The sequence below is a fragment of the Microbacterium sp. bgisy203 genome, assembly GCF_965345155.1.
GTDB lineage: Bacteria > Actinomycetota > Actinomycetes > Actinomycetales > Microbacteriaceae > Microbacterium.
On record NZ_CBDRLZ010000001.1, the window covers coordinates 448,650 to 471,888 of the forward strand.

21 protein-coding genes are annotated in these 23,239 nt (G+C 72.1%); 11 read left to right on the forward strand and 10 right to left on the reverse strand.

What is annotated here, in order from left to right; all coding sequences use genetic code 11:
- Positions 1–14 precede the first annotated feature (14 nt).
- Positions 15–3,404 carry a UvrD-helicase domain-containing protein gene (locus ACRVYW_RS02220; RefSeq protein WP_431801259.1) on the reverse strand — a complete coding sequence of 1,130 codons (3,390 nt, stop codon included), beginning with the start codon at positions 3,402–3,404 and terminating at the stop codon, positions 15–17.
- Positions 3,401–6,562, reverse strand: coding sequence for an ATP-dependent helicase (locus tag ACRVYW_RS02225; RefSeq protein WP_431801261.1), 3,162 nt, complete (start codon positions 6,560–6,562; stop codon positions 3,401–3,403). The genes ACRVYW_RS02220 and ACRVYW_RS02225 overlap by 4 nt, the downstream gene beginning before the upstream one ends.
- A 172-nt stretch (positions 6,563–6,734) precedes the next feature.
- Here ACRVYW_RS02225 and ACRVYW_RS02230 point away from each other — a divergent pair, with 172 nt between their 5' ends.
- Both ACRVYW_RS02230 and ACRVYW_RS02235 read left to right on the forward strand, forming a co-directional pair.
- Positions 6,735–6,959 carry a DUF3107 domain-containing protein gene (locus ACRVYW_RS02230; protein ID WP_431801263.1) on the forward strand — a complete coding sequence of 75 codons (225 nt, stop codon included), beginning with the start codon at positions 6,735–6,737 and terminating at the stop codon, positions 6,957–6,959.
- A 22-nt stretch (positions 6,960–6,981) separates the two neighbouring features.
- Positions 6,982–7,272 (forward strand): GlsB/YeaQ/YmgE family stress response membrane protein, encoded by a 291-nt coding sequence (locus ACRVYW_RS02235; RefSeq protein WP_431801265.1) that lies wholly within the window; start codon positions 6,982–6,984, stop codon positions 7,270–7,272.
- 52 nt (positions 7,273–7,324) lie between these two features.
- Here ACRVYW_RS02235 and ACRVYW_RS02240 read toward each other — a convergent pair whose 3' ends face one another.
- On the reverse strand, positions 7,325–8,038 hold the full coding sequence (locus ACRVYW_RS02240) for a ferritin-like fold-containing protein (protein ID WP_431801267.1): 714 nt from the start codon (positions 8,036–8,038) through the stop codon (positions 7,325–7,327).
- Between the two features lie 210 nt (positions 8,039–8,248).
- Here ACRVYW_RS02240 and ACRVYW_RS02245 point away from each other — a divergent pair, with 210 nt between their 5' ends.
- Complete coding sequence (locus ACRVYW_RS02245; RefSeq protein WP_431801268.1) at positions 8,249–9,763, forward strand: DEAD/DEAH box helicase; 1,515 nt, start codon at positions 8,249–8,251, stop codon at positions 9,761–9,763.
- A 103-nt stretch (positions 9,764–9,866) separates the two neighbouring features.
- Positions 9,867–10,283, forward strand: coding sequence for an SHOCT domain-containing protein (locus tag ACRVYW_RS02250; protein ID WP_431801735.1), 417 nt, complete (start codon positions 9,867–9,869; stop codon positions 10,281–10,283).
- Positions 10,284–10,306: 23 nt separating this feature from the next.
- On the opposite strand, the gene ACRVYW_RS02255 is transcribed toward ACRVYW_RS02250, so the two are convergent.
- Positions 10,307–11,173, reverse strand: coding sequence for a PHP domain-containing protein (locus tag ACRVYW_RS02255; RefSeq protein ID WP_431801270.1), 867 nt, complete (start codon positions 11,171–11,173; stop codon positions 10,307–10,309).
- Positions 11,174–11,247: 74 nt separating this feature from the next.
- On the opposite strand from ACRVYW_RS02255, the gene ACRVYW_RS02260 reads away from it, so the two are divergent.
- Both ACRVYW_RS02260 and ACRVYW_RS02265 read left to right on the forward strand, forming a co-directional pair.
- Entirely contained in the window at positions 11,248–12,282 is a 1,035-nt protein-coding gene (locus ACRVYW_RS02260; protein WP_431801272.1) for an endonuclease/exonuclease/phosphatase family protein, read from the forward strand.
- Between the two features lie 210 nt (positions 12,283–12,492).
- The gene (locus tag ACRVYW_RS02265; RefSeq protein ID WP_431801274.1) at positions 12,493–13,941 is read left to right on the forward strand and encodes an aminopeptidase P family protein; all 1,449 of its coding nucleotides are present in this window, start codon (positions 12,493–12,495) and stop codon (positions 13,939–13,941) included.
- Between the two features lie 25 nt (positions 13,942–13,966).
- Here the strand turns inward: ACRVYW_RS02265 and ACRVYW_RS02270 are convergent, their stop codons facing one another.
- On the reverse strand, positions 13,967–14,629 hold the full coding sequence (locus ACRVYW_RS02270; RefSeq protein WP_431801737.1) for an alpha/beta hydrolase family protein: 663 nt from the start codon (positions 14,627–14,629) through the stop codon (positions 13,967–13,969).
- Positions 14,630–14,634: 5 nt separating this feature from the next.
- Positions 14,635–15,276, reverse strand: a complete 642-nt coding sequence (locus tag ACRVYW_RS02275) for a general stress protein (protein WP_431801276.1) — start codon at positions 15,274–15,276, stop codon at positions 14,635–14,637.
- Between the two features lie 36 nt (positions 15,277–15,312).
- On the opposite strand from ACRVYW_RS02275, the gene ACRVYW_RS02280 reads away from it, so the two are divergent.
- Genes ACRVYW_RS02280 through ACRVYW_RS02290 form a run of 3 tightly spaced genes read left to right on the forward strand, consistent with a single transcriptional unit; the run spans position 15,313 to position 18,322 of the window.
- The gene (locus ACRVYW_RS02280) at positions 15,313–16,593 is read left to right on the forward strand and encodes a magnesium transporter MgtE N-terminal domain-containing protein (protein WP_431801278.1); all 1,281 of its coding nucleotides are present in this window, start codon (positions 15,313–15,315) and stop codon (positions 16,591–16,593) included.
- Positions 16,593–17,144: a DUF1003 domain-containing protein gene (locus ACRVYW_RS02285; RefSeq protein WP_431801280.1), complete on the forward strand. Its 552-nt coding sequence runs from the start codon at positions 16,593–16,595 to the stop codon at positions 17,142–17,144. The genes ACRVYW_RS02280 and ACRVYW_RS02285 overlap by 1 nt, the downstream gene beginning before the upstream one ends.
- The gene (locus ACRVYW_RS02290; protein WP_431801282.1) at positions 17,141–18,322 is read left to right on the forward strand and encodes an Mrp/NBP35 family ATP-binding protein; all 1,182 of its coding nucleotides are present in this window, start codon (positions 17,141–17,143) and stop codon (positions 18,320–18,322) included. Before ACRVYW_RS02285 ends, ACRVYW_RS02290 begins: the two co-directional genes overlap by 4 nt.
- Positions 18,323–18,447: 125 nt before the next feature.
- On the opposite strand, the gene ACRVYW_RS02295 is transcribed toward ACRVYW_RS02290, so the two are convergent.
- Positions 18,448–18,840: a Sec-independent protein translocase TatB gene (locus tag ACRVYW_RS02295; RefSeq protein WP_431801284.1), complete on the reverse strand. Its 393-nt coding sequence runs from the start codon at positions 18,838–18,840 to the stop codon at positions 18,448–18,450.
- A 72-nt stretch (positions 18,841–18,912) separates the two neighbouring features.
- On the opposite strand from ACRVYW_RS02295, the gene ACRVYW_RS02300 reads away from it, so the two are divergent.
- Complete coding sequence (locus ACRVYW_RS02300; RefSeq protein ID WP_431801286.1) at positions 18,913–19,551, forward strand: O-methyltransferase; 639 nt, start codon at positions 18,913–18,915, stop codon at positions 19,549–19,551.
- Between the two features lie 81 nt (positions 19,552–19,632).
- On the opposite strand, the gene ACRVYW_RS02305 is transcribed toward ACRVYW_RS02300, so the two are convergent.
- The 3 genes from ACRVYW_RS02305 to dapE form a co-directional block, all read right to left on the reverse strand.
- On the reverse strand, positions 19,633–19,806 hold the full coding sequence (locus ACRVYW_RS02305) for a DUF3117 domain-containing protein (RefSeq protein WP_431801288.1): 174 nt from the start codon (positions 19,804–19,806) through the stop codon (positions 19,633–19,635).
- A 103-nt stretch (positions 19,807–19,909) separates the two neighbouring features.
- The gene (locus tag ACRVYW_RS02310; protein WP_431801290.1) at positions 19,910–21,169 is read right to left on the reverse strand and encodes a hypothetical protein; all 1,260 of its coding nucleotides are present in this window, start codon (positions 21,167–21,169) and stop codon (positions 19,910–19,912) included.
- Positions 21,151–22,227 (reverse strand): succinyl-diaminopimelate desuccinylase, encoded by a 1,077-nt coding sequence (gene dapE / locus ACRVYW_RS02315; RefSeq protein ID WP_431801292.1) that lies wholly within the window; start codon positions 22,225–22,227, stop codon positions 21,151–21,153. Before dapE ends, ACRVYW_RS02310 begins: the two co-directional genes overlap by 19 nt.
- Positions 22,228–22,286: 59 nt before the next feature.
- On the opposite strand from dapE, the gene dapD reads away from it, so the two are divergent.
- A complete protein-coding gene (gene dapD, locus ACRVYW_RS02320) occupies positions 22,287–23,231 on the forward strand; it encodes a 2,3,4,5-tetrahydropyridine-2,6-dicarboxylate N-succinyltransferase (protein WP_431801294.1) in 945 nt (314 codons plus the stop codon).
- Positions 23,232–23,239: the final 8 nt, after the last annotated feature.

A 23,239-nucleotide genomic window follows, 5' to 3' on the forward strand; every position in this document is an offset into this window, starting at 1 on the left:
CCGCCTCAGTCGCCTCAGTCGCGGATCACGAGGTCGTCCGCCACGTAGTACAGCGCGACGTCGATCGCGCTCTCGGGGATGCCCGTGCGCGCGTGGTAGGCGCGACGATACAGCCGCAGCTGCAGCAGCCGTTCCTCGCGCTCGCGGGTCGTCCGCGGCGGGGCGCCCGTCTTCCAGTCGACGATCTCGATCCTCTCCCCGCGACGGTAGACGGCGTCGAGCTTGCAGATCGCGATGTGGGGGCGGCCGTCGGGGAGGAGGTCGTCGAGGGCGACGTCGATCTCGACCTCGACCTCGACGGGCTGCAGGTCCGCCCACTCGGAGGCGAGGAAGCGCGCGATGAGGTCATCGAGCGCGCGGGCGTCGGCGGGTGAGACCCCGCTGTCCTCGTCGCTCTCCCACAGCGTTTCATCGAGCGAGGTGCCGGAGCCGGTGAGACCCGAGCGCTGCTCGACCCAGGCGTGGAAGAGGGTGCCGAGCCGCGTCTGTCGGTAGGGGCGCTCGGGCATCGGGAGCGCAAGGGACGCGACGGTGCCGGCGTAGTCGGAGACGAAGTCCTTGTAGCGCGACGCGGGCACGCGCGTCGGAGCGCTCCCCGCCGTCCGCGTCGAACGTTCCGCACGTTCAGCGAGAAGGAGTGCGAGGTCGCGCGACGGCGTCGCCGGCGGCGCCGTCTGCGCGGCGCGCACCTGCGCGGCGGCGCGCTCGACGGTGCCCCGTCGGGCGCCGAGCGCGTCGATCGGCCACGACAGCAGTCGCTCCTGATCGAGGTACGGGTTCTCTCCGGCATCCTCGGGCACGTCCAGCGGCAGCGCCAGGCTCGCGGCGATCTCGCCGAGGAAGCGGCTCGGCGGGCGGGGCGACGCCGTGCCCGACCACGCCGATCCCGTCAGCAGCAGCCGATCACGGGCGCGCGTGACCGCGACATACGCCAGGCGGCGCTCCTCGTCGAGGTGGCGGTCCTTCAGCGCCGCCTTGAAGCGCTCGAGCGCACCGCGGAGATCCTGCTGCGTCGGTGCGTCGTCGATGCTCCAGGCGAGCTGGGGCAGCCAGTGCCGGTCACCGCGGAACGGGTAGGGCAGAACGCCGAACCGCAGCCAGCCGAGCCCGTCGCGGGGCTTCGCCGGAAGCTCGTCCTCCACGAGGCGCACGACGGCGACGGCATCCCACTCCAGCCCCTTCGACCCGTGCACCGTGAGCAGCTGGACGACATCGTCCTCGGGTGGCTCGGTGCGCGGCGCGAACTCGTCCGCGCGCTCGGCGCGGTCGAGCCACGCCAGGAGCGCCGTCAGCGAACCGCTGTCGTCGGTCGCGAGGAAGCCGTGCAGTTCATCGACGAACGCCCGCAGCTGCTCCCCCGCGATGCGCGCGGGACCGCGGGCCTCGTTCGCGGCCAGCTCGACGTCCAGGCGCAGCTCGACCTCGATGAGGCGGACGAGCTCGGGGACGGGCAGCCCGGCGGCGCGCCGGAGGCCCCCGAACACCGCGGCCGCCTCCCGCAGGCGCCCCCGTGCAGCGGGGGTGAACGCCGCCAGCCAGCCGTGGTCGTCCGGCACACGACCGACGAAGTCGAGCGCGTCGATGAGCGATGCCCCTTCGTCGCCGGAGCGGCGCAGCCGGGCGAGCGTGTCGGCGTCGAGCGCCTGGAGTCCGGCGTCGTGGCGGCCGAGGCGCCGCGCCAGCGCCGCGAGGGCGCGGAGATCGGGGAGACCGATCGACCAGCGCGGTCCCGCCAGGAGGCGGAGCAGCGCCGACCCCGCCCGCGGATCGCTGATCACGCGGATCGTTGCGACGACATCGACCACCTCGGGGGTCGACAGCAGTCCACCGAGGCCGAGGATGCGATGCGGGATGCCGCGGCGCGCGAGCGCGTCAGCGAAACGGATCATGTGCTTCTTCGCCCGGAAGAGGATGGCGCCGGTCGTCTCGAGGCCCTCCCGCCGGCGCTCCGCGCGGACGTCGCCGAACCACGCGGCGACACGCTCCGCCTCCGCGTCCGCATCGTTCTCGTAGGCGATGTCCACAAGGCCGCCGGGCGCGCCGGGACGCGCAGTCAGCTCGCCGACGGGGACGGGCGTGCGGTCCGCGAGCGGGGCGAGCACGGCGTTCGCTGCGTCCAGCACCCGCGCCGAGTTCCGCCAGCTCGTGAGGAGCGAGTAGGTGCGCACCGGTCGCGCCGCACCGTCGTCGGCCGTCCCGCCGAACGCCGCGGCGAACCCGCCGAGGTTCCCGGCGCTCGCGCCGCGCCACCCATAGATCGACTGGTGCGGATCACCCACGGCCATGACCGCGGTGCCCCGGAACAGCGTTGCCAGCAGGTCGCTCTGCACGACCGACGTGTCCTGGTACTCGTCGAGGAGCACGACGCGGTATCGCGCGCGCATCTCTGCGGCGACAGCCGGGTGCGCCTCGACGATCTGCAGCGCCCCCGCGACCTGGTCGGCGAAGTCGATGAGTCCGCGGCGGCGCTTCTGGGTGTCATAGTCCCGGGCGAGCGCGGTGAGCTGCGGTAGCCACGCGACGGGCGCGACGGCGTCGCGCACGGGGGCGAGCGGACCCGATCCGCGCTGGGACGGCCGATCCAGCACCTCGGTGAGCTCTCCGGCGAAGCGCGCGATCTCGTCGAGGTCGGCGCGATTGTCGACGGCGTCGCGGGCGAACTGCAGGGCGGCGTCGATGATCGTCGACGGGCGTCGCTCGATCTGCTCGAGGCCCGGGTCGTCGGAGGCGTGCACGACGCTGCGCATGAGCAGCCACGCCGCCGACTCGCTGAGCACCGCGGACTCGGGGTCATGGCCGATCCGCACAGCGTTCTCGCGGACGAGCTGGTCGGCGAAGCTGTTGTACGTCGCGACGACCGGGCGGTGCAGGAGGGTGTCGTCGGCATCCGTCGGCGGCGCGTCCGCCGTCTCGGAGGCAAGGGCGACGTCGGCGGCGAGGGCGTCGAGAGCCGCGCGCCGCCTGGCCTCGGCCGTGCGCGCGTCGCCCCCTCGCTCGATCTGACCTCGCTCGATGGACCCGAAGACCTCGAGCGCACCGCGCCGGTGCAGATCCTCGAGGTGCGGGAGGAGTCCGCGCCGCTCGAACTCGCCCAGCCGGGCGAGGCGCCGTTGGATGCGCTCGGCGAGCTCGCCCGCGGCCTTCCGCGTGAAGGTGAGTCCCAGCACCTCGTCGCGGCGGACGAGGCCGTTCGCGACGAGCCACACCACCCGTCCCGCCATCGTCTCGGTCTTGCCGCTGCCGGCGCCGGCGACCACGAGCGCGGGCTCGAGCGGGGCGGCGATGACGGCAGCCTGCTCGGGCGTCGGCGGGAACTGGCCGAGCGCCGCGGCGATCGCCTGCGGAGACAGCGTCGCCGGCGCGGCGAACGTGCCCGGCGACGACGGCGTCGAGATCACGCTCATTCGCTCACCGGCCCGATCGTGTGGATGCGGCAGAGCCCATGCGTGTGGTCGTCGCGGCAGTGCGCCTCGTACGGCGCGAGGAACTCGCGCCCGCCCATCACCTCGACCGCCGCGCCGATGCGCCCGGTGAACGCGGCGCGCGTCTCATCGTCGAACGGGGGCTGCGCGGGCGTCGCGTAGGGCGCTCCGCGGGTGGGCTTGAGGACGAGGAGCTTGGCGCCCCCGGAGGGATGGCCGCCCGCCGCCGGGATCGCACCGTTCTCGAAGGCGAGCTGGTAGGCGCTCAGCTGCGGGTTGTCGACCGCCGCCCCGGGGCCGGTCGCCTGCGCGCGCCCCGTCTTCAGGTCGACGATGACGACGGTCCCCTCCGCGGTGAGTTCGACGCGGTCGATCGTGCCGCTGATGAGGGCCGGCTGCGCGGCGCCGGGAACGGGGAGTTCGAGCTCGAAGTGCGGCTCGGCCCCGAGGAGCGTCGTGCCGGCGGCGTGCACGTCACGGAGGTAGCGGCCGAGCCGGGCGACGAGGTCTCGGGCACGGGCCCGTTCGGTGCGTTCGATCCAGGCGGCCTCGAACTCCAGCTCGCCCCAGCGACGCTCGACCTCCGCCCAGAGGTCGTCCGCGGTCGGCGCATCGCCGTCGCCCTCTGCGTGCTCGAGCGCCGCGTGGATGAGCGTGCCGAGGCCCGCGCCCACGCTCCCGGCGTCACCGCCGAGGTCGCCGATGACCCAGTTGAGCTGGCACTCGTCGATCGCCTCGAGTTTCGACGGCGACACCCGCACCTGTTCGGTCTCGAGGTCGTAGAGCGGCCCCGTGCTCGTCGGCGCGGCCACCCCGTACCACTCGGCGGGGTCGGCGCCCGCGACGCCCGCCGCGGCGAGGAGCGCGAGCTGACCGGATGCCTCGGCGCGCGCGGCGGAACCGGATCGCCCGTCGGTCAGCGTGCGGCGGTAGCGGGCGACGAGACCGCGCAGCGACAGCGGGTGCTCCGCGTTCGCCGGTGCCGGCTCGGCGGGCGGGAGGAACTCGTACAGCACACTCGGCCCCGTGTCGTCGTCGTCGACGGCCGTGACGATGAGGCGCGTCCGCGCCCGCGTGAGCGCGCGCACGAAGAGACGCAGCTCATCGTGCAGCACCCCGCGACGCAGGTCGAGCGCATCGGGGGCACGGCCCTCGCCGATCGTCGCGAGTCGCCACGTGTCGAAGAGGCCCCCGCGGGTGCGGAGGTTCGGCCAGACACCGTCCTGGACACCCGCGATGACGACGGTGTCGAACTCGGTCCCGAGGGCCGCGGCGGGGGTCAGCACACGGACGACGCCCGTGGGCGACGGCGCTGCGAGCCGGTCCTCGGCGACGTCGGAGAGCAGCACCGACCGGATGAACGCCAGGGGCGACGTGCCGTCGGCGCGCTCGCCGTGACGTTTCGCGGCCTGGAACAGCGCGACGACGGCGTCGAGGTCGCGCCGCGCCTGATCGGCGAGGGGTCCGTGACCGCTCGCGGCTTCCCGCCACGACTTCTCCCATCCCGATCTCTCCCACGCGGTCCACAGCAGTTCGTGCGCGGTCGCCCCCTCCTCCACCTGCGCGCGCAGCTGCGCGAGGGTGTGCGAGATCCGCGCGGCGCGGCGACCCTCGCGCGTGTCGAGCAGCTCGAACTCGAGGGGATGCCGAAGCCCCGACGCGACCAGCTCCCGCCCACTCGGAACTGTCGCCGCGGCTTCTCCGTCCGTCTCCTCCGCCGCCGCCGACGCGGCGCGGACCGCTTCGTGACGAAGCGTCGTACGCAGGCGCCGCACCTCCACGGCATCCAGCCCGCCCGCGCGCAGGGCGCTCTCCGCATCGTCGCGCTCCCAGTCGTCGCGCGCGGCGAGGTCGACCAGCAGCAGGAGGTCGCGCACGGCCCGCGTCTCGCCGAGGGTGCGGCCCTGACCGCTCGCGGTCGGCACGTCGCGCGCGGCGAGCTCCGCTTCGAGGGCGGCGACCTGTCGACTGTCGTGCGCGATGACGCCGCACTGGTCCCACGGGATGCCGTCGTGCACGTGCCTCTCGCGGAGGAGCCGCGCGATCGTGTCGTACTCCTCGCCGGCCGAGCGGAGGGCGAACGCGCGCACCGAGCGGGTGGACGGGTCGGCGCTCTCCTGATCGGGTAAGTCATCGGGCAGGGCATGTGCACCCCGCGACTGCGGCGGACGCCGGTGCGCGACGACTCCCGCCGCGCCGATGCGCGCCGTGACCTCGGCGGCGAGGTCACGCAGGGCGTCCGATCCGCGATGCGCGCCGTCGAGCACGTGCAGCTGCCCTCCCGCGGCCAGGCGGGCGAAGTTCTCCGGCCGCGCGCCGCGGAACGCTCCCGACGCGACGTCCGGGTCGCCGAACGCGAGCACCGCGACGCCGCTCGCGCGGTACGCCTCCATCAGCTCGACGCCGCCGAGGGTGAGTTCCTGCGCATCGTCGACGAGAAGCGCACGCACCCGCCCGGTTCCGCCGCGCGCAGGCGAGTCGAGGGGCAGGGTCCGCGCCAGGCCGATCGCTTCCCGCACGAGGCCCGCCGCGTCGCGGTGCGCTCCGCGCATGCGCGCGCGCACCGCGAGGTAGTCGTCGGCGAACGACGCGAGCGCCGCCCACGCCTCCGGCCCGTCGTGGTACGCGAGCTCCGCGAGGCTCGGCGGGTCGATGCCGAGGTCGGTGCACTCGGCGAGGAAGGCGCGCAGCTCTGCCCGGAATCCCCGGGTCGCCCGGATCTCGGCGCCCAGCCACGACGGCCAGCGCCGGATGCCGGACACCTCGTCCTCCGCGTCGCCGTCGAGCAGCTCTTGCACGATGCGGTCCTCATCGGGGCCGGTGAGCAGCTGCGGCGGCTCGAGCCCGGAGTGCACCGCGTGCGCCCGGACGAGCTGGTAGGCGAACGCCGCCACCGACCGCGCGAGGGGCCCGGGCGTCGCGATCCGCACGGCGAGGGCGAGGCGATCCCGCAGCTCCGTCGCGCCCTGCCGCGTCGGCGTGAGCACGAGCACCTCGTCGGCGTCGAGACCCGCGGTGAGCAGCGCAGCCACACGCTCCACGATCGCGGTCGTCTTGCCCGACCCGGGTGCACCCACCACGACCCCCGAGGCATCCGCCGGGAGATCGACGACGGCGCGCTGAGCGGGATCGAGGGGCATGCCCTCCACGCTAATCGCCACCGCCGACACCGCCGCGGGCGTTCCGGTGTTCCGGCGTTCGCGCAGAGCGAGCGGCGAGCCGCCCGCGGCGGGGTCCCGACCCGCCTGCCGTGTCGTAGAGTCGAGATGCGCCCGCCGGGGCGCGACGACTTCGGAAAGGCCAGGCATCATCGTGGAGATCCGCATCGGCATCGCGAACACTGCTCGTGAGCTCAACTTCGAGTCCGCCCAGTCGGCGGATGCCGTCGCCCAGGCCGTCACGACGGCGCTCGAGTCCGGCCAGAGCGCCGTCAGCTTCGTCGACGTCAAGGGGAACACCTACATCGTCCCGACGGCGGGCATCGCCTTCATCGAGGTGGGCACCGAAGAGTCCCGCCGCGTCGGCTTCGTCGCCTAGGTCTCCCTCCGATCGGACCCTCGTGCAGATCCTCCTCGCGCTGATCTTCGGCGCCACCCTCGGCGCCGTCCTGCACTACCTCATGCCGGGACGGACGACCCGCGGCGCACTCCTCGCGCCGATGCTCGGCGCCGTCGTGGGCGGTCTCGTCTACCTGGTGCTCACCTGGGCGGGTGTGACCGCCGACAACCCGTGGCTCTGGGTCGCCGCGCTCGGCGCCCCCATCGTCGTCGTCCCGCTGACGCTCCTGGCCCTCACCCGTGCGCGCAACACGCACGACGCGGAGGAACAGCTGCGCCTCCGCATCTCCTGACGGACGGCCGCGCCCGGTCCCGCTCAGGACTCAGCGAGGACTCAGGAGTGACTCAGGGGTTGAGGCCCATCTCCGCCATCCGCCGGGAATGCCCGGCCAGCAGGTCGGTGAACACCGGCTCGACCCTCTTCTCCTCCGCGGCATCCAGCGTCTGCGGCCGTAGCGCCCCGCGAGCGATGAGCAGCGTGTCGCCGACCAGGCGCCGACCCCAGAGGCTCAGCAGGTCGCGCCACTCCTCGTCGCTCGCGATCGCCTCAGTGACGATGTCGACGAGGGCACGACGGTCCCCGCCGTGCAGGATCTGCGCCACCCGGTTGCCGGTCATCCCGTAGCTCGCCGACAGCGCCAGGTAGAAGTCGTCGAGCATGCCCGCCGTGACGTGCACGGACAGCATCGTCTCGAGCGGGCGCGCTCCATGGGTCTCGCGGCGGAAGGCATCCAGCGGCTCGCGGAACGGAAGCATGAGGTCGAGCGGATCATCCCCGCGCTCGCGGATCAGCGTCACGAGGTCGCGATGCTTGACGAGCGCCGACCCGGCGGCGAGCGACAGCGCCTCCTTGTGGGAGAGCTCGGGCGTCGGCGCGATGAGTTCACTGAGCGTCTCGAAATAGCCGAGCTGGAGGTACGCCGCCTGGCCCAGGTAGGTGTCGATGTCGGGAGCGAGCTCCTCGAAGTCGACGCGCCGGACGTCGCCGAAGTCGCCGCGCGAGCGGATCTTGAGTGTGCGGGTGGCGGGGCGACGACGCTGCCAGGGCCAAGTGACCATGACGACAGCCTAGAGGCCGGATGCCGCGACGCCCGCGGCCGCCTCCCCGACTGCGCCGTCGGGCTCTGCCGTCGCCTGCGGCGTCCTGTCGCACGTCTCCGGTAGGCTTTCCCTGTCCCGGCGATGGATCGGGACCGCCGCGCCTGTGGCTGAGTGAAGGGCGTGGACTCCCTCACCCGGCGGCTTCTCACCGCCAGACAGGCACGTATCGTGACGACATTCGCAGACATGGGCGTGGACGCCGACATCGTCGAGGCGCTCGCGGCGAAGGGCATCGAAGACGCCTTCCCGATCCAGGAGCAGACCATCCCGCTCGGGCTTCCCGGTCAGGACATCATCGGCCAGGCCAAGACCGGCACCGGCAAGACGTTCGGCTTCGGCATCCCCGTGGTGCAGCGCCTCGGTCTCGACCCCGCGCCCGGGGTCAAGGCGCTCATCGTGGTTCCCACGCGCGAGCTCGCCGTCCAGGTCTACGAGGACATGGACATGCTCACCTCGAACCGCTCGACGAGCGTCGTGGCGATCTATGGCGGAAAGGCCTATGAGGGCCAGATCGACCAGCTGAAGGCCGGCGCGCAGATCGTCGTCGGCACGCCCGGCCGCCTCATCGACCTCAGCAACCAGCGCCTGCTCGACCTGTCGAACGCGACCGAGGTCGTCCTCGACGAGGCCGACAAGATGCTCGATCTCGGTTTCCTCCCCGACATCGAGAAGATCTTCCAGAAGGTCTCCCCCGTTCGCCACACGATGCTCTATTCGGCCACCATGCCGGGGCCGATCGTCGCGCTCGCCCGCCGGTTCATGTCGAACCCCATCCACATCCGCGCCAACGACCCCGACGAAGGGCTCACGCAGGCCAACATCAAGCACCTCGTCTACCGGGCGCACTCGCTCGACAAGGACGAGGTCATCGCCCGCATCCTGCAGGCCGAGGGCCGCGGTAAGACGGTCGTGTTCACGCGCACCAAGCGCGCCGCCCAGCGCCTCGTCGACGAGCTCAACGACCGCGGCTTCAACGCGGGCGCCGTCCACGGCGACATGAGCCAGGAAGCGCGCGAGCGCTCGATGGCTGCGTTCAAGGCCGGCAAGAAGGACATCCTCATCGCGACCGACGTCGCCGCCCGCGGCATCGACGTCGACGACGTGACCCACGTCATCAACCACACGATCCCCGACGACGAGAAGACCTACCTCCACCGCGCCGGGCGCACCGGCCGCGCCGGTAAGACCGGAATCGCGGTGACCTTCGTCGATTGGGAAGACCTGCACAAGTGGGCCCTCATCAACCGGGCGCTGGAATTCGGCCAGCCCGAGCCGCAGGAGACCTACTCGTCGAGTCCGCACCTGTATGAGGACCTCGACATCCCCGCCGGCACCAAGGGACGCATCGCGAAGGCGCCGAAGACGGGAACGGTCCGCACGCAGCAGCCGGCCCGCGCGGCGGATGCCGCCGCAGAGGGCACCGGAGAGGGCGGCACCCGCCGCCGTCGTCGCCGCCGTTCAGGTGGGGCCCAGGTCGGCGCGACGTTCGCCGAGGGAACGCAGAGCGGTGCGGATGCCGCGGCATCCGCGACGGCCACCGCGGAGCGGGGCGCCGAGGGCGCGGGCACGCACGACGGTGCGGGCAAGGAGCACCGCGACGGCAACGCCGCGCCCGCACGCCGCCGCCGTCGCCGTCGCGGCGGCTCCGGCAGCGGAGCCCCGCAGGCACCCGCCGGCGCGTGAGGCGTATGACGCGCGCGTAACGTTTCCGGCCCACAGGGCCGGCACGTCACTACAGTGAGCATCAGGCGGCACCCCCCCCGCCTCTCACAGTGGGGAGCACATGATGCGTGTCATCGCGGAAGCCGTCGAATACCAGGGGTTCTGGGCATCGTTCTGGGACATCATCTGGTGGTTCCTGGCGGTCTTCATCTGCGTCGCCTACCTGTTCGCGCTGTTCGCCATCATCCTCGACATCTTCCGCGACCCGAAGCTCAGCGGCTGGGCCAAGGCGATCTGGCTGATCTTCCTGATCTTCTTCCCGCTGATCACCGCGCTTGTCTACCTGATCGCGCGTGGACGCGGCATGGGAGACCGTCAAGCCGCGCAGGCCGTCGCCTACAAGAACGCGCAGGATGACTACATCCGCTCCGTGGCGGGGTCCAGTCCCACCGACCAGATCGCGCCGGCGAAGGCCCTGCTCGACTCGGGAGCCATCACGCCCGCGGAGTACGAGAAGCTGAAGGCCAAGGCGCTCGCCTGACGATCGGAGCGTGCGCCCGGCTGTCAGGACGGGAAGACGGGCGCACCGCCGGTTGCGCCAGAGATGATGCGCGCGACCATCTCGTCGGTCGTCGTGAACTCCCCCGGCTGGTTGGGCTTTCCGGCGCCGTGGTAGTCGCTCGACCCCGTCACGATGAGGTCGCGCTGCGCGCAGAGCTGTCGGAGGCGCGACAGGGCGGGTTCCACGTTCTCGCGGTGGCCGAGCTCGAAGCCGGCGAGTCCGACATCCAGCATCTCGTCGATGACGCGCGACGGGAGCAGCCCCGCCCGGCCTGCGGGGTGCGCGATGATCGGCACGCCCCCGGCATCCGCCACCGCGGCCACCGCCGTGACGGGGTCGGGGGCGTACAGATCGACGTAGTAGTCGCTTCCCGGGTGGAGGATTCCCGCGAACGCCTCGCCGCGATCACGGACGTGCCCCTTCGCGACGAGCGCGTCGGCCAGATGCGGACGCCCGACCGTCGCGCCGACGGCGGTCTGGGAGAGGATGTCGTCCCACGTCAGGTCGTAGTCGCGGCCGATGCGGTCCGCCATCTCTCGCGCCCGGGTCAGGCGCGACGACCGGATGCGGTCGGTGAGGACGCGCAGCGCGGCGTCGTCGGCGTCGAAGAGGTAGGCGAGCACGTGCACGCTCCGCCACTCGTAGCGCGCAGAGAGCTCCATGCCGGGGAGGAACGTCATGCCGAGCGACACCGCCGCCTCGGCGGCCTCGGCCCATCCCGACGTCGTGTCGTGGTCGGTGAGCGCCGCGGTGCCGAGCCCGGCTCGGTGCGCGGCGGCCATGACGCGCGCCGGCGACTCGGTGCCGTCGGAGTGGTCGGAGTGGAGGTGCAGGTCGCTCGGACCGCGGAAGACCCCCTGATGCACCATGCTCCGAGCGTATCGGCTGGCCGGAGCCCCGGCCCTACGAGGATTCTCAGACTCGCCCCCGTAGAGTCGGGGGCGTGCTGCGACTGCTCGGACTCCTCCTGACGGTGTTGGCCGCGATCGGGGCCGCGATCGTCACCTGGCCGCAGTTCTTCCGCCTCGAGCGCACGTACCCGTTCGCGCAGATCGTGTCGTTGCGCGGCGCGATGGTGCTCGTCTGCGCGGCCGTGCTGGTGGTCGCCCTGATCCTGTGCCTCGCCCGCCCGTTGCGCGGGTTCGCGGCATCCCTCGCGATCATCGCACTGCTGGCCGGCGCGGCGAACGTCGGCATCCTCGCCATGCGCGGCGCGTCGAGCGATGCGCTCCCCACGAAGGATGCCGGGGCCCTCCGCGTCATGACGTGGAACACCGCCGGGGCCGCGACCGACGCGCACCTCATCGCGCAGACCGCCGTCGCGATGCAGGCCGACATCGTGGCGCTTCCCGAGACGACGATCGAGACGGGCGAGGCGGTCGCGATCGTGATGCGCGAGATGGGCTCGCCGATGTGGGCGCACCACGAGAACTTCGGTGAGCGCGAGGACTTCCCCGACTGGGCGTCGAACTCGACGACCCTCCTCATCTCCCCCGACCTGGGCGACTACGCCGTGATCGAGTCGACCGCAGACGGGACGAGCAACACGTCGCAGGTGCCGACCGTCGTCGCCATGCCCGTCGACGGCACCGGTCCGACGATCATCGCCGTCCACGCCGTGGCGCCCCGCAGCGACGTGATGGAGCACTGGCGCACCGACCTGACGTGGCTCAGCGATCAGTGCGCGAGCGAGAGCGTCATCATGGCCGGCGACTTCAACGCGACCGTCGACCACATGGACCGCCTCGGTGTCGATGGCGCCGACCTCGGCCGATGCCACGACGCGGCGGTCGCCACCGGCACGGGCGCGCGCGGCACGTGGTCGACCGCGTGGCCGCAGCTGCTCGGCACGCCGATCGACCACATCCTCGCGACGGATGCCTGGACCGTCACCGGCACCGTCGTCCTCGGCTCACTCGACGACAGCGGCAGCGACCACCGCCCCCTCGTCGCGCAGCTCGAGCCCGCCGCGCCCTGACCGGGGCCCCTCGCGCCCGGCATCCCGCTCGCCCCGCTTCAGCCCCCGAGACCGCGTGTTCTCGACGAGACCCTGGTCACGAACGCGTGGTCTCGTCGAGAACACAGGGTCTCGCGGAGTGGGGAACCGACCGGAGGCGGAGGGGAGGGGGCGTCGGACGGTGAGGGCGGGGGCGGGGACGCGGCGGCGGGGAAGTGCGAGACTGGACAGATGAGCACGAACGAGACCGACACGATCGCCGAGGGCGTCGCGAGCACCGAGACCGCGCAGCCGCCGGTGGAGACCCCTCCCGCAGAGAACCAGAACCGCAAGCAGCCCTTCCCTCGCGGCTTCCTCGACACGATCTCGACCGGCTGGGCCGACCGCCCCGAGCAGCTCCCGCCCGCGCGCGCGCAGGCCCCGTACGCCGCCGCCCGCCGCGATGCGGTGTCGGCGGCTTTCCCCGGCAAGCGCCTCGTGCTTCCGGCCGGCACCTACAAGCAGCGCTCGAACGACACCGACTACCCGTTCCGCGCGCACTCCGCGTTCTCGCACCTGACCGGATGGGCGAGCGACTCCGTGCCCGACTCGGTGCTCGTCTTCGAGCCGACGGGCGACCAGGGGCACGACGTCACGCTGTACCTCCGCGAGCGCGCCGACCGGACGACGGCGGAGTTCTACGACGACGCGACAATCGGCGAGTTCTGGATCGGCCCGCGCCCGGCGCTGGCCGGCGTGGCATCCGATCTGGGTCTGCAGACGGCGCACATCGACGACTTCGACGCGCGCGAGGGCGACGTGATCCTCGAGAAGGATGCCGACCTCACCCGATTCGTCTCCGAGCTCCGTCTCGTCAAGGACGACTACGAGATCGCGCAGCTGCGCCTGGCCGTCGAGGTGACCGGTCGCGGCTTCGACGACATCGTCTCCGACCTCGACCGCATCGTCGAGACGCCGCGCGGCGAGCGGGCGGTCGAGGGCATCTTCCACCACCGCGCACGCGTCGAGGGGAACGGCGAGGGGTACGACACCATCGCGGCATCCGGCCCGCACGCCTGCTACCTGCACTGGACCCGCAACGACGGCGCGGTCGTTCCCGGTGACCTCGTGCTGGTGGATGCCGGGGTGGAGGTCGACAGCCTCTACACCGCCGACATCACGCGCACCCTGCCCGTCTCAGGAACCTTCACCGACGTGCAGCGCAAGGTCTACGAGACGGTCCGCGAAGCCGCCGACGCGGCCTTCGCCGTCGCGAAGCCGGGGGTGAAGTTCCGCGCCGTGCACGAAGCGGCGATGGCTGTGATCGCGCAGCGCACCGCGGAGTGGGGCCTGCTACCGGTCTCGGCGGAGGAGGCGCTCGACGCCGACCGCGGTGGCCAGCACCGGCGGTACATGGTCCACGGCACGTCCCACCACCTGGGACTCGACGTGCACGACTGCGCGCAGGCGCGCCGCGAGATGTACTACGACGGCATCCTCGAGCCGGGCATGGTCTTCACGATCGAGCCGGGGCTGTACTTCCAGATCGACGACCTCACCGTGCCGGAGGAGTACCGCGGCATCGGGGTGCGCATCGAGGACGACGTCCTCGTGACGGAGGACGGGGTCGAGAACCTCTCCGCCGCGATCCCGCGCACCGCCGACGAGGTCGAGGCCTGGATCGCCCGCCTCCGCTCCTGACCGCCCGCGTGCCCGCTCGCGCGCGTCAGCGCAGGCGGGCGCGGAGCCAGGCGAGAACGGGCGGTGCGAGAGAGGCGCCGATCTCGTGCGGGTCGCGTTTCGCGCCCCTCACCTCGAAGGAGTGTCCGCCGCCTTCCACCCAGAAGATGTCCGCGGCGGGGCTCGTCGCGACGGATGCCTCGAAATCCGCGACGGGCTGGATGAACGGATCGCTCGTCCCCTCGACGAACAGCTGCGGCGCGGCGACCCGAGCCAGATGCGCGCCGCGGGTCGCCTCGGGCTTGCCCGGCGGGTGGAACGGGTACCCGAGGTAGACGAGCGCCGCCGGCGCGATGAGGCCGTCCGCGGCCGCCATCGATGCCATCCTCCCGCCGTACGACTTGCCCGCGGCGACCCGTGGAACACCCGGCAGGGCGCCCGCCAACTCGGTCATGACCGCCAACCAGGTGGCGAGAGCGTGGACCGCGGGCCCCGGCATCCGTCTGCCCGCCTCGCGGTACGGGAAGTCGAAGCGGAGCGTTGCGACGCCCCCAGCGCGCAATGCCGCAGCGAACCCCACGAGGAACGGGTGATCCATGCCGGCACCGGCGCCGTGGGCGAGGGCGAGCGCGGCCCACGCGTCGCCGCTGTCCGGTCGTTCGAGCCGCGCCGACACCGTCACCTCTCCCGCCGGGAGGGCGACCGTCACGCGCGTCACGGCGCGGGCGTCCCCGAGCCGGCCGGTCCCGAGTTCGGCGGCGTCGGCGCGTCCGTCGGCGGTGCGTCGGGCCCCGGCGCCGGGGGTGCCGCGGGCTGCGGTGCCGGGTCGATCCGCTCCCCGTACTGCGGCGGGGTCGTGAGGTCGACCGCCGGCGCGGCGGCCGGCGCCGCTGGCGCGACGTGGTGGCCGAGCACCTCGCGGGCGCGGTGGATGCTCGAGGGGAGCACCGTGATCTCGTACCGGTCGGCGATCACCTGCGTGACCGAGGTGTAGTCCTTGCGGCGACGCAGGATCGCGTAGGAGATGAGGCTCAGCAGCATACCGATCGCGATGCCGACGAACATCACGCCGACGAACAGCTGGATCGCGGCGTTCGGGGTTCCGAGCACGAAGATCGCCGAGAAGAGGAGCCCCAGCAGGATGCCGTTGATCGCCCCCGACCGGGCGGCCGCGGCATACCCCAGGCGGCCCGTGACCGTCTCGACCGACCGCAGCCCGTGCCCGACGATCGCGATCTCACGCGCGGGGATGTCGGCCTGGATGAGCTGCGACACTGCCTGCTGCGCGGCCTGGTAGGTGGCGTAGTCGGCGATCTTCTCGCCGTGCTGCTGCGGCGCTCCACCCATCATGCTCATCGGTCCATCTTGGCATGCGCACACTACGCTGGACTGGTGAGTACGCAGAGGGTTTTCGTGGCACGCCTCGTGGGCTGCGCCGTCTTCGACCCCGCGGGCGACCGGCTCGGAAAGGTCCGGGACGTCGTCGTCATCTACCGAAAAGACGACCCGCCGCGCGTCGTCGGCCTCGTGGTCGAGATCCCCGGCCGGCGGAACGTCTTCCTCTCGATCGGCCGGGTCACCTCGATCCAGTCCGGGCAGGTCATCACCACCGGGCTCATCAACGTGCGCCGCTTCCAGCAGCGCGGCGGCGAGGTCCGCGTCATGACCGAGATCCTGGGACGGAAGGTCTACTTCACCGACGGGTCGGGCGAGGCGATCATCGAGGATGCCGCGATCGAGCGCAACCGACTCGGCGACTGGGACCTCGGTCAGCTCTTCCTCCGGAAGCCGAAGACCTCGGCATCCCCCTTCGCCAAGGGCCCCACCACGTTCGCGGAATGGAAGGACGTGCGCGAGCAGGCCGTGCCGGGCGAAGCGCAGTCGGCCGAGCAGCTCGTCGCGACCTACTCCGAGCTGAAGCCCGCCGACCTCGCGAACACCCTCCTCGACCTCCCCGACGAACGCCTCCTCGAGGTCGCCGAGGAGCTCAGCGACGACCGTCTCGCCGATGCGCTCGAGGAGATGCCCGAAGACGACCAGGTGCACATCCTCGAGGCCCTCGGCGATGAGCGCGCCGCCGACATCCTCGACCAGATGGAGCCCGACGACGCCGCCGACGTCCTCGCCCAGCTGCCCGAGGAGCAGCGCGAGGAGCTGCTCGAGCTGATGGAGCCCGAAGAAGCCGAGGACGTCCGCGCGCTGCTGAAGTACGGCCCCGACACGGCGGGCGGTCTCATGACGCCCGAGCCCATCGTGCTCTCCGCCGATGCGACCGTGGCCGAGGCGCTCGCCCTCATCCGCCGGCACGAGCTGCACCCCGCCCTCGCAGCCGCGGTCTTCGTGACCCTCCCCCCGTACGAGACGCCCACCGGGCGCCTGCTCGGCACCGTGCACTTCCAGCGGATGCTCCGCTATCCCCCGCACGAGCGTCTCGGCGCGATCGTCGACGACGCGGCGGATGCCGTGCCCGCGACGGCGTCGGCGGCGGAGGTCGCCCGCATGCTCGCGAGCTACAACCTCGTCTCCCTGCCCGTCGTCGATCAGGCGCACCGCCTCGTCGGTGCGGTCAGCGTCGACGACGTCCTCGACTACCTGCTGCCCGAGGACTGGCGCTCGCACGACGGCGATGACGAGACGGTCGCCGCCGGTACCCCGAACGGGGCGGCCCGGTGATGGCGCGCGCCGCGAAGGAGGCCAAGGTCAGCCTCGAAGATCCGCGCGGCCGCCGCTCGGGCGTGCTGACCCGCACGCCCCGCCCGTCCCGCGACCGGTTCGGACGCTTCACCGAGTGGATCGCCCGCGCGATGGGGACCCCGACGTTCCTCCTGATGCTGACGCTCTTCTGCGTTGTGTGGATGAGCTACACCGTCATCGCGGAGCAGAACGGCTGGTGGCGTTTCGACTCGGCCGCCCTCGGCTTCACGGCGCTGACCCTCATCCTGTCGCTCCAGGCGTCGTATGCTGCGCCGCTGATCCTGTTGGCGCAGAACCGTCAAGACGACCGCGACCGCGTGCAGATCGAGCAGGACCGTCAGCGCGCCGAACGGAACCTCGCCGACACCGAGTACCTCGCCCGCGAGGTCGTGGCTCTGCGCATGGCGCTCACCGACGTGTCCGACCAGGTCGTGACCCGCGACGTGCTGCGTCAGGAGCTGAAGGCCCTGCTCGAGCAGCTCGACGAGCAGTACGGCGCGCGCCAGGCCCGGGCGGACGAACCGGCGTGAGTGCCGCCACGGACGCATCGGGGCGCGCGGGCGCGGGTGCGGATGCCGTCCGCGCCGCCGTCGGGGCGGTCACCGACCCCGAGCTGCGCCGCCCGCTCGCCGACCTGGACATGGTGCGGGAGGTCAGCGTCGACGGCGCGACGGCGCACGTCGCCATCGCCCTGACGATCGTCGGGTGCCCCGCCGCCGACCGCATCGAGCGGGACGTCCGCGCGGCCGCGGCATCCGTGCCGGGGATCGGCCTGGTCGAGCTCGAGATCGGCGTGATGACGCCTGCCGAGCGCGCGGCGCTCACCGAACGCCTCCGGGGTGGTCGGGCGGCCCGGACGATGCCGTTCGGCCCCGATTCCCTGACCCGCGTCATCGCCGTCACGAGCGGCAAGGGCGGCGTCGGCAAGTCGACGCTCACCGCGAACCTCGCCGTCGCCCTCGCCGAGCGTGGGCTGCGCGTCGGACTCATCGACGCCGACGTGCACGGCTTCTCGATCCCCGCGCTCCTCGGTCTCGTCGAGGACGACGGGCTGCCCCCGCAGCCGACCCGCATCGACGACCTCATGCTGCCGCCGGTCGCGTACGGCGTGAAGACCATCTCGATCGGGATGTTCCTCCCCCGCGACCAGCCCGCGTCGGCGGTCGCCTGGCGCGGGCCCATGCTCCACCGCACCGTGCAGCAGTTCCTCACCGACGTGTTCTTCGGCGACCTCGACGTGCTGCTCCTCGACATGCCGCCCGGCACGGGTGATGTCGCGATCTCGGTGGGACAGCTCCTGCCGCACGCCGACGTGCTCGTCGTCACGACGCCGCAGACCGCGGCATCCGACGTCGCCGTCCGGAGCGGCCTGGTCGCCGAGCAGACCGGTCAGCGCGTCATCGGGGTCGTGGAGAACATGGCGGCGATGACCCTTCCCGACGGGTCGACGCTCGACGTCTTCGGGTCGGGTGGGGGCGCGTCGGTCGCCGCGGCGCTGTCGGCGCAGCATCCGGATGCCCCGCCGGTGCCGCTCCTCGGGTCGGTGCCGCTGAGTGTCGCCCTCCGCCGTGGCGGAGACGACGGCGTTCCCGTGGTGGTCGGCGCGCCGGAGGATGCCGCCGCGCGCGCGATCTCGGACATCGCGGGCGCTCTCGCCCACGCCCCGCGCGGCCTCGCCGGCCGGACGCTCCCCTTCACGCCGCGCTGACGCGCGACCCCCGCCGCCCGCGCCCCCCGCCCGCGCGACGCGCCCGCCTGCGAGACCGCGCATATGCACGCTTCCCGCGCGGGGATCGTGACAATTGCGCGGTCTCGCGGCGGAGAAGGGCGCCGTCAGGTCGCTTCGTCGTCGTACGGGATGCCGGTGCCCGTCGTGAACGCCGCGCTGTCGAAGACCGCGGTCTCCGTCGCCGGGGACGTCGCCGCGGCGGCGGCTCCGATCGCGGCCGCCTGCACCGTCGGGACGGGCGCGTCCTCGAGCAGCGCGTCGCGGATGATCCGCCGCGGGTCGTACTGGCGGGGGTCGAGCTTGCGCCATTCGACGTCGTCGAAGTCCTCGCCCATCTCCTCCTTGACGCGGGTGCGCGCGTCGCCGAGCCACGAGCGGGCGCGCCGCGTGAGGCGGGCGAGACCCTCAGCGTACGTGGGCAGCCGTTCGGGTCCGATCAGCAGAGCGGCCACGACGAGGAGCAGGAGGAACTTCTCCATGTCGTAGCCGAAGAACATGGCTCCAGGTTACCCGTGCGCCTGCGGCGTCTCGGCCAGCGCGCACCGTACGCTGTCACAGAAGGAGTTCTCATGGCCGAATCAGACGCGATCCGCAGGTACGCCGCCGAAATCACGGTCGAACCCGAGTCGATCGAGCGTGCGCGCGCTCGCGCCGTCGAGCTCGGCGCCGACCCGATCAGCGCCGCCGTCGGCGCGCAGATCGCCGTGGTCACAGCCGCCACCGCCGCTCTGAACATCGTCGAGATCGGCACCGGCGCGGGCGTTTCCGGCCTCTGGCTCCTGCGCGGCTCGCCCCGCGCCACGCTCACCACGATCGACATCGAGCCCGAGCACCTCGCCGCGGCGCGCACCGCGTTCGCCGAGGCGAAGGTGCCGCCCGCGCGCGCACGCTTCATCACGGGACGCGCGGCCGATGTCCTCCCCCGCATGAACGAGGCCTCGTACGACATCGTGCTGGTGGATGCCGACGCGGAAGAGGTCATCGAATATGTGGAGCACGGCCTGCGCCTCGTCCGCGCGGGGGGTACGGTGCTCGTTCCGCGCGTCCTCGCGGGCGGCGCCGTGGCCGACCCGGTGCGACGCGACCCCGTGACGAGCGCCTACCGGTCGCTCATCCAGGAGACGCAGTCCTCGCCTGCCGTCCTCGGTGCCCTTTCGATCGTCGGCGAGGGCCTGCTCCAGTTGACGACGGTCGCCGCCGACCGCTGACCACGCCGCGCGGCCGGATACGCGAAACGACCGGTCCGAAGACCGGCCGTTTCTGCGTCGTACGTCAGGCTGCGTGGTGCGTCAGGCTGCGCCGACGACCTCAGCCAGCACGTCGTGGAGTTCCTTGGCCTCGTCGTCATTGACGGAGACGACCAACCGGCCACCACCCTCGAGGGGAACGCGCACGATGATCAGGCGTCCCTCCTTGACGGCCTCCATAGGTCCGTCTCCGGTACGCGGCTTCATGGCTGCCATGGCAGGCTCCCTTTCCTCATCGGACAACAGAACAAGTTTATCGGTACGCGCGCCCGCCCGCGCTCACTGTGGACATCGTCCGGCAGAGGTTGTCACACGGTGTTCACGGAATCTGCCAGAACGTCGTCCCCTGGACGAGCATCTGGTCGATCCACCACCACTGCCCGAGAAGGCCCACGGCGAGCACCCCGATGCGCCAGGCGCGGCTGCGGGGCAGGGCGAGCGCCCCGTACAGCGGCGACAGCGGCATGAGGAGGCGGAAGATGCTCGACTGCGGGAAGAACACGAGGAGCAGATAGATGAGGTAGATCGCCGACCAGAGCCGGATCTCGACGCCGAGGCGCCGCACGTGCGGCTCGAAGACGAGGAGCGCGATGAGGGCGACCACCAGGATGCCGAGTGCGACATATCCCCACGCCTCCGGCATCCCCCACACGCGGAACCAGATGGCGGATGCCTGGATGAATCCCTCGAACGGGACGAACCCGCCGTGATCACCCGTCCACCCGCGCCGCCAGGAGAGTTCCGTCTCCATGTAGGCGGAGGGATCGCCGGTGACGACGCCGGCGATCAGCGGCCACGAGAATCCGACCGCGGCCGCGAGCAGGCCGAGGAGCACGATGTGGACGATCTGAACCGCGGGGAGCGGGTCGACGCGGCGGCGGAACCAGCGACAGATGCCGTAGAGGGCCAGCAAGAGCGCGAAGGCGAGGATGCCGGGACGCGTGTATCCCATCAAGGGAATGAGGAGGTAGAGCCACCCGAAGCGGCGGCGGACGAGCACCAGGAGCGCGAGGTGGAGCCACAACAAGAAGAGCGACTCGGCGTACCCCATCTGGAAGAGCGCGGCGAGGGGGCCTGCCGCGAAGAACGCGACGGCCCACAGCGCCGCGCTCCGGTCGATGCGTTCGCGGAGCAGGTGGTAGAGCGCGAGGCTCGCACCGTAGCCGGCGACGACCGCGACCGCGATCGCGGCGATCGGGTACTGACCGGCGAAGAGGAACGAGACCGCGCGCGTGATCGCGGGGTAGACGGGGAGGAACGCCCAGGCGTTCTGGGTGACATTCCCCGCGGCATCCAGCGGCAGCTCGCTCGGATACCCTTCCACGCCGACGACCCAGTACCACTGTCCGTCCCAGCGCATGAGGAGGGAGCCGATGGTCTCGGCGCCACCGGTGCGCGAGTTCGAGATCGCAGCGCCCACGGCGACGAAGACCGTCGTGACGAGGCGCGCCGCGATGTAGATCGCCGCGACGGCGATCGCGGGGCGCGCCCAGAGGCGGCGGGCTGCGTCGCCGCGCGACGCGTGCGCGGCCGAGGCGCCCCCGACCTCGCCGCGATCGGTCACGGGGCGCTCAGCCACGCCCGCAGGCCCCGCTCCACGTCCTCGATCTGCGCGAACGAGACGCGCTCCTGGTCGTGGTGGGCGATGCTCGGGTCGCCGGGGCCGTAGTTGACCGCGGGGACGCCCATCGCCGAGAAACGCGCGACGTCGGTCCAGCCGTACTTGGGGCGCGGCTCGGCACCGACCGCCGCGACGAACTCCTGCGCGAGCGGGGCGTCCATGCCGGGGCGGGCACCGGCCGCGCGATCGGTGATCTCGACCTCGAACCCTTCGAACACGTCGCGAACGTGCGCCTCTGCCTCCTCGACCGAGCGGCTCGGCGCGAAGCGGTAGTTCACCTCGACCTCGCACAGGTCGGGGATGACGTTGCCGGCGATGCCCCCGGAGATGCCGACGGCGTTGAGGCCCTCGCGGTAGACGAGGCCGTCGACGTCGATGCTCGCGGGGCGGTAGTCGGCGAGGCGGCCCAGGACGGGAGCCGCCGCGTGGATCGCGTTCTCACCCATCCACGCCCGCGCGCTGTGCGATCGGATGCCGTGGGTGCGCACGACCGCGCGGAGCGTGCCGTTGCACCCCCCTTCGACCTGGCCGTTCGAGGGCTCTCCGAGGATGGCGAAGTCGCCCGCGAATAGGTCGGAGCGGGTGCGGGCGAGGCGCGTGAGTCCGTTGCGCTCGGAATCGACCTCTTCGTGGTCGTACCACATCCACGTGATGTCGAGGCGGGGGTCGGTGAGCTCGGCGGCGAGCTTGAGCTGCACCGCGGTGCCGCCCTTCATATCCACCGTGCCGCGGCCCCAGAGGTAGGGCTCGCCGTTCTCCTCGATGTCACGCGTGGGCACGTTCTCGTTGATCGGGACCGTGTCGATGTGTCCGGCGATCACGACGCGCTGCGGGCGGCCGAGCTGCGTGCGTGCGACGATCGTGTCGCCGTCGCGGTACACCTCGAGGTGTTCGAGCGGCTCGATCGCGGCGAAGATCGCGTCGGCGAGCGTGGTCTCGTCGCCCGAGACGCTGGGGATGTCGCAGATCGCGCGTGTGAGGTCGACGGACGATGCACGGAGGTCGAGGCGCGGCATGGGGTCGAGTCTATCCAGCGCCGCACGGTGCGCTCTTCCCGCACCGATAGCCTGGAGGGATGAGTGAACAGCGGTGGGCATGGGGTGCAGGACTCGCGACGATCGCCGGTGACGGCACCGTCCTCGACACGTGGTTCCCCTCCCCTGCGCTCGGCCAGGCCCCGGAGAGCGTCGACGCCAGCGATCTCGATGCCGCGGCCGGCCCCGACGTGCGGCGCGACGTGACCGTCGAGGTCGTCGTCGTCGAGATCGATCTCGACGCTCCGCCGCAGGCGACGAGCGACGCGTACCTTCGCCTCCACGCGCTGTCGCACCTGCTCGTCGCGCCCAACGAGGTGAACCTCACGGGCATCTTCGGGCACCTCCCGAACGTCGCGTGGACGAACGCCGGGCCCGTCCACCCCGACGCGTTCGCGCGCCTGCGGCCGGGCCTCCAGCGCGCCGGCATCCAACTGCAGGGTCTCGACAAGTTCCCGCGGCTCACCGATTACGTCATCCCGGCCGGAGTCCGGATCGCGGATGCCTCCCGCGTGCGTCTCGGGGCCCACCTCGCCCCCGGCACCACCGTCATGCACGAGGGCTTCGTCAACTTCAACGCCGGCACGCTGGGCGCCTCGATGGTCGAGGGGCGTATCTCGCAGGGCGTCACCGTCGGCGACGGCTCCGATATCGGCGGCGGCGCGTCGATCATGGGGACGCTCTCGGGCGGCGGCACGCACCGCGTGTCGATCGGCGCGCGCACGCTCCTCGGCGCGAACGCCGGCATCGGCATCTCGCTCGGCGACGACTGCATCGTCGAGGCAGGCCTCTACGTCACGGCGGGCTCGAAGATCGTCCTCCCGAACGAGACGCCGCTCCACGACGGCTCGCGCCCGATCGTCAAGGGCGCACAGCTGTCGGGCCAGAACGGCATCCTGTTCCGCCGCAATTCCCTCACCGGCGCGATCGAGGCCGTCCGCCGCGAAGGCGTCGGGGTGACCCTCAACGAGGCACTGCACGCCTGACGCCGGCT

Coding starts and splice junctions, on each gene's coding strand:
- ACRVYW_RS02220 (WP_431801259.1), bottom strand. CDS start 3,404: ATGAGCGTGATCTCGACGCCGTCGTCGCCGGGCACGTTCGCCGCGCCG.
- ACRVYW_RS02225 (WP_431801261.1), bottom strand. CDS start 6,562: ATGCCCCTCGATCCCGCTCAGCGCGCCGTCGTCGATCTCCCGGCGGAT.
- ACRVYW_RS02240 (WP_431801267.1), bottom strand. CDS start 8,038: ATGGTCACTTGGCCCTGGCAGCGTCGTCGCCCCGCCACCCGCACACTC.
- ACRVYW_RS02250 (WP_431801735.1), top strand. CDS start 9,867: ATGCGTGTCATCGCGGAAGCCGTCGAATACCAGGGGTTCTGGGCATCG.
- ACRVYW_RS02255 (WP_431801270.1), bottom strand. CDS start 11,173: ATGGTGCATCAGGGGGTCTTCCGCGGTCCGAGCGACCTGCACCTCCAC.
- ACRVYW_RS02265 (WP_431801274.1), top strand. CDS start 12,493: ATGAGCACGAACGAGACCGACACGATCGCCGAGGGCGTCGCGAGCACC.
- ACRVYW_RS02275 (WP_431801276.1), bottom strand. CDS start 15,276: ATGAGCATGATGGGTGGAGCGCCGCAGCAGCACGGCGAGAAGATCGCC.
- ACRVYW_RS02285 (WP_431801280.1), top strand. CDS start 16,593: ATGGCGCGCGCCGCGAAGGAGGCCAAGGTCAGCCTCGAAGATCCGCGC.
- ACRVYW_RS02295 (WP_431801284.1), bottom strand. CDS start 18,840: ATGTTCTTCGGCTACGACATGGAGAAGTTCCTCCTGCTCCTCGTCGTG.
- ACRVYW_RS02300 (WP_431801286.1), top strand. CDS start 18,913: ATGGCCGAATCAGACGCGATCCGCAGGTACGCCGCCGAAATCACGGTC.
- ACRVYW_RS02305 (WP_431801288.1), bottom strand. CDS start 19,806: ATGGCAGCCATGAAGCCGCGTACCGGAGACGGACCTATGGAGGCCGTC.
- dapE (WP_431801292.1), bottom strand. CDS start 22,227: ATGCCGCGCCTCGACCTCCGTGCATCGTCCGTCGACCTCACACGCGCG.
- dapD (WP_431801294.1), top strand. CDS start 22,287: ATGAGTGAACAGCGGTGGGCATGGGGTGCAGGACTCGCGACGATCGCC.